The organism is Kocuria sp. (assembly GCF_030536815.1).
GTDB classification, from domain to species: domain Bacteria; phylum Actinomycetota; class Actinomycetes; order Actinomycetales; family Micrococcaceae; genus Kocuria; species Kocuria gwangalliensis.
In genome coordinates, this window is record NZ_JAUNPE010000078.1 from 4,706 (window position 1) to 7,613 (window position 2,908).

Annotated in this window: 2 protein-coding genes; both read left to right on the top strand. The window is 67.0% G+C overall.

The annotated features are described in order from the left end of the window. The first annotated feature begins 128 nt into the window (after positions 1–128). Positions 129–338 carry a heavy-metal-associated domain-containing protein gene (locus Q4E95_RS08385; RefSeq protein ID WP_303382872.1) on the top strand — a complete coding sequence of 70 codons (210 nt, stop codon included), beginning with the start codon at positions 129–131 and terminating at the stop codon, positions 336–338. Further along, positions 331–2,724: a cation-translocating P-type ATPase gene (locus Q4E95_RS08390; RefSeq protein ID WP_303382873.1), complete on the top strand. Its 2,394-nt coding sequence runs from the start codon at positions 331–333 to the stop codon at positions 2,722–2,724. Before Q4E95_RS08385 ends, Q4E95_RS08390 begins: the two co-directional genes overlap by 8 nt. Positions 2,725–2,908: the final 184 nt, after the last annotated feature.

Below are 2,908 nucleotides of genomic sequence, written 5' to 3' on the forward strand. Positions count from 1 at the left end.
CACGCGGTGGAGCACGCCCATGACACCGGTGACACCACCGAACTGGATACCAAGCTCGCGGAGGCGAACGCCGCCATCGCCCGCCTGGTCAAAAGCTGACCCGCCCCCAAGGACCAAGGAGTCTCCCCATGAACACCACCATCACCGTCTCCGGCATGACCTGCGGCCACTGCGTTTCCTCCGTCAAGGAAGAGCTCGCGGAGGTCCCCGGCGTGGAGTCCGTCACTGTGGACCTCCACGCCGGTGGGGTTTCCCCCGTGACCATTGAAAGCACCCTCGAGCTGACCTCAGAGGAGATCGCCGCGGCCGTCGAAGAAGCTGGTTACACAGTTGTCTGATCAATCCACTCAGTCACCCGTCACAGACACCCAGGTTCACGGGCCGCTGCGTGAACTGGACCTCCAGATCAGCGGGATGACCTGCGCCTCGTGCGTGGGTCGCATTGAGCGCAAGCTGCGCAAGATCGACGGCGTGGATCCCGCGGTCAACCTGGCCCTCGAGTCCGCGTCCGTGAAGGTCCCGGGCAGCGTCTCGGACCACCAGATCGTCGAGACAATCGAGAAAGCCGGTTACGGCGCGGAAATCACGGGCGGGTCCCGTCCCTCGGGTCGCGACGAGTCTGGCGCGACGGCCGACGACGCCGCCGGAACCCCCGATGCGGGGGGCGCGCGAGCGGCGGCGTCGTCCCCTCTGGAACGGGAGCTGGAACGCACCACCGACTCCACGGACCCTGCCGCCGATTTGTCCCCCGCGGACGAGCGCCACCGGGACCTGGGGATCCGACTGATCGTGGCCGCGTTCCTCTCCGTGCCCGTGTTCGTCATGTCGATGATCCCGGGCGCGCAGTTCCCGCATTGGGGCTGGGTTGCCGCGGCGCTGACCCTGCCGGTTGTGACGTGGAGTGCGTGGCCGTTCCACAGGGCCACCGTCATCAACGCACGGCACTTCTCCTCCACCATGGACACGTTGGTGTCCATGGGCGTGGCCGCCGCCTACCTGTTCTCGCTGTGGCACCTGCTCGTGGACCCGGGGATGACCGCGCACGCGCACCCCGGCCAGGCCATGGACATGTCCAGCCACCAGCTGTACTTCGAATCCGCGGCCATCATCACCACGTTCTTGCTGCTCGGACGCTGGCTCGAGGCCCGCGCAAAGGCTCGCTCCGGTGAAGCGCTGAAGGCGCTGCTGAATCTCGGGGCGCAACAGGCCACCGTGCTCACCGAGGACGGAACCGAGCGTTCCGTCCCCGTGGAACAGCTCACGGTGGGTGATCGATTCGTGGTGCGTCCGGGCGAGAAGATCGCCACGGATGCCGTGGTCGTGACCGGCGAATCCGCCGTGGACGCGTCCATGCTGACCGGCGAATCCCTGCCCGTGGAGGTCGGTCCGGGTGACGAGCTGACCGGCGCCACCGTGAACACCACCGGGCGACTGGTCGCGGAAGCCACCCGTGTCGGGTCGGACACCGTCCTCGCCTCGATGGGTCGCACCGTGGCCCGCGCCCAGGCGACCAAGGCGCCCGTGGCGCGATTGGCGGACCGGATTTCGGCCGTGTTCGTGCCCGTGGTCATTGGCATCGCTCTGTTGACCCTGGTGATCTGGCTGCTTGTGACCGGCAACGTGGATCAGGCCTTCGTGGCTGCGGTCTCCGTTCTGGTGATTGCGTGCCCGTGCGCGTTGGGCCTGGCGACCCCCACCGCCCTGCTGACCGGTACGGGGCGCGGTGCTCAGATGGGCATTCTCATCACCTCCGCGGAGGTACTCGAAGACTCCCGCAACGTGGACACCATCCTGCTGGACAAGACCGGCACCGTGACCCGCGGTGAGCTGGCCGTGACGGCCGTGAACTCGGTGTCCCAGTGGTCCAAGGACCAGGTGCTGGACTTCGCCGCCGCGGTGGAGGATTACTCCGAACACCCGATCGCCCGAGCCATTGCGGATGCCTCGTCGCAGCGCTTCCAGGTGGCCCGTTTCGAGTCCGCTCCCGGTGGTGGGGTCAAGGCATATGTCGCGGACGGCATGCAATCCCGCTCCGTGGTGGTGGGTCGTGAGCAGTGGCTTGCCACGAACGGTATCCGCTTGTCGGATACCGATCGCGAGGCCCTCCAGCACGCTCGCGCGGACGGTTTCACCACCATCCTCGTGGCCGTGGACGGCAACCTGGCCGGCCTGATCGACCTGCAGGACACCATTAAGGAAGAGTCCGCCCAGGCGATTGCGCAGCTCAAGGAACTGGGCCTGCGCCCCGTGCTGTTGACCGGTGACCACTCCGCCGTGGCACGTTCCGTGGCCGAGCAGGTGGGTATTGCCCCCGGGGACGTCATTTCCGATGTCACCCCGGACGGCAAGGTCCAAGCCGTGACCGACCTGCAGCGGCAGGCTCGCGTGGTGGCCATGGTGGGCGACGGCGTCAACGACGCTCCCGCACTCACCCAGGCCGACCTGGGCATCGCCATGGGCTCCGGAACGGACGCCGCCATGCAGGCCTCGGACATCACCGTGGTCCGTAGCGAACTGACGGCCATTCCCACGGCGATCAAGCTGTCCCGGAAGACCCTGGGGATCATCAAGTCCAATCTGTTCTGGGCTTTCGCCTACAACGTGGTGGCCATCCCGGTGGCCGCGCTGGGCTTCCTGAATCCCATGATCGCCGGTGCTGCCATGGCTTTCAGCTCCGTGTTCGTGGTGCTGAACTCCCTGCGGTTGAAGCGGTTCGGGCGGTAGATCCGCTTATCGCTCGAACGCGCGAGAACGCCCTGGACTGTGATTCACGGTCCGGGGCGTTCTTTGTTGCTGAAACGCTGATCAGCGAGCGCTCGAGCCCGGTTCCTCACCCTGGGTATCGGGGCGGACGCGCTGCCCGTACTGGGGTTCTCCGTTGTCCTGGGCGCCGGCAGCACCGGACGGC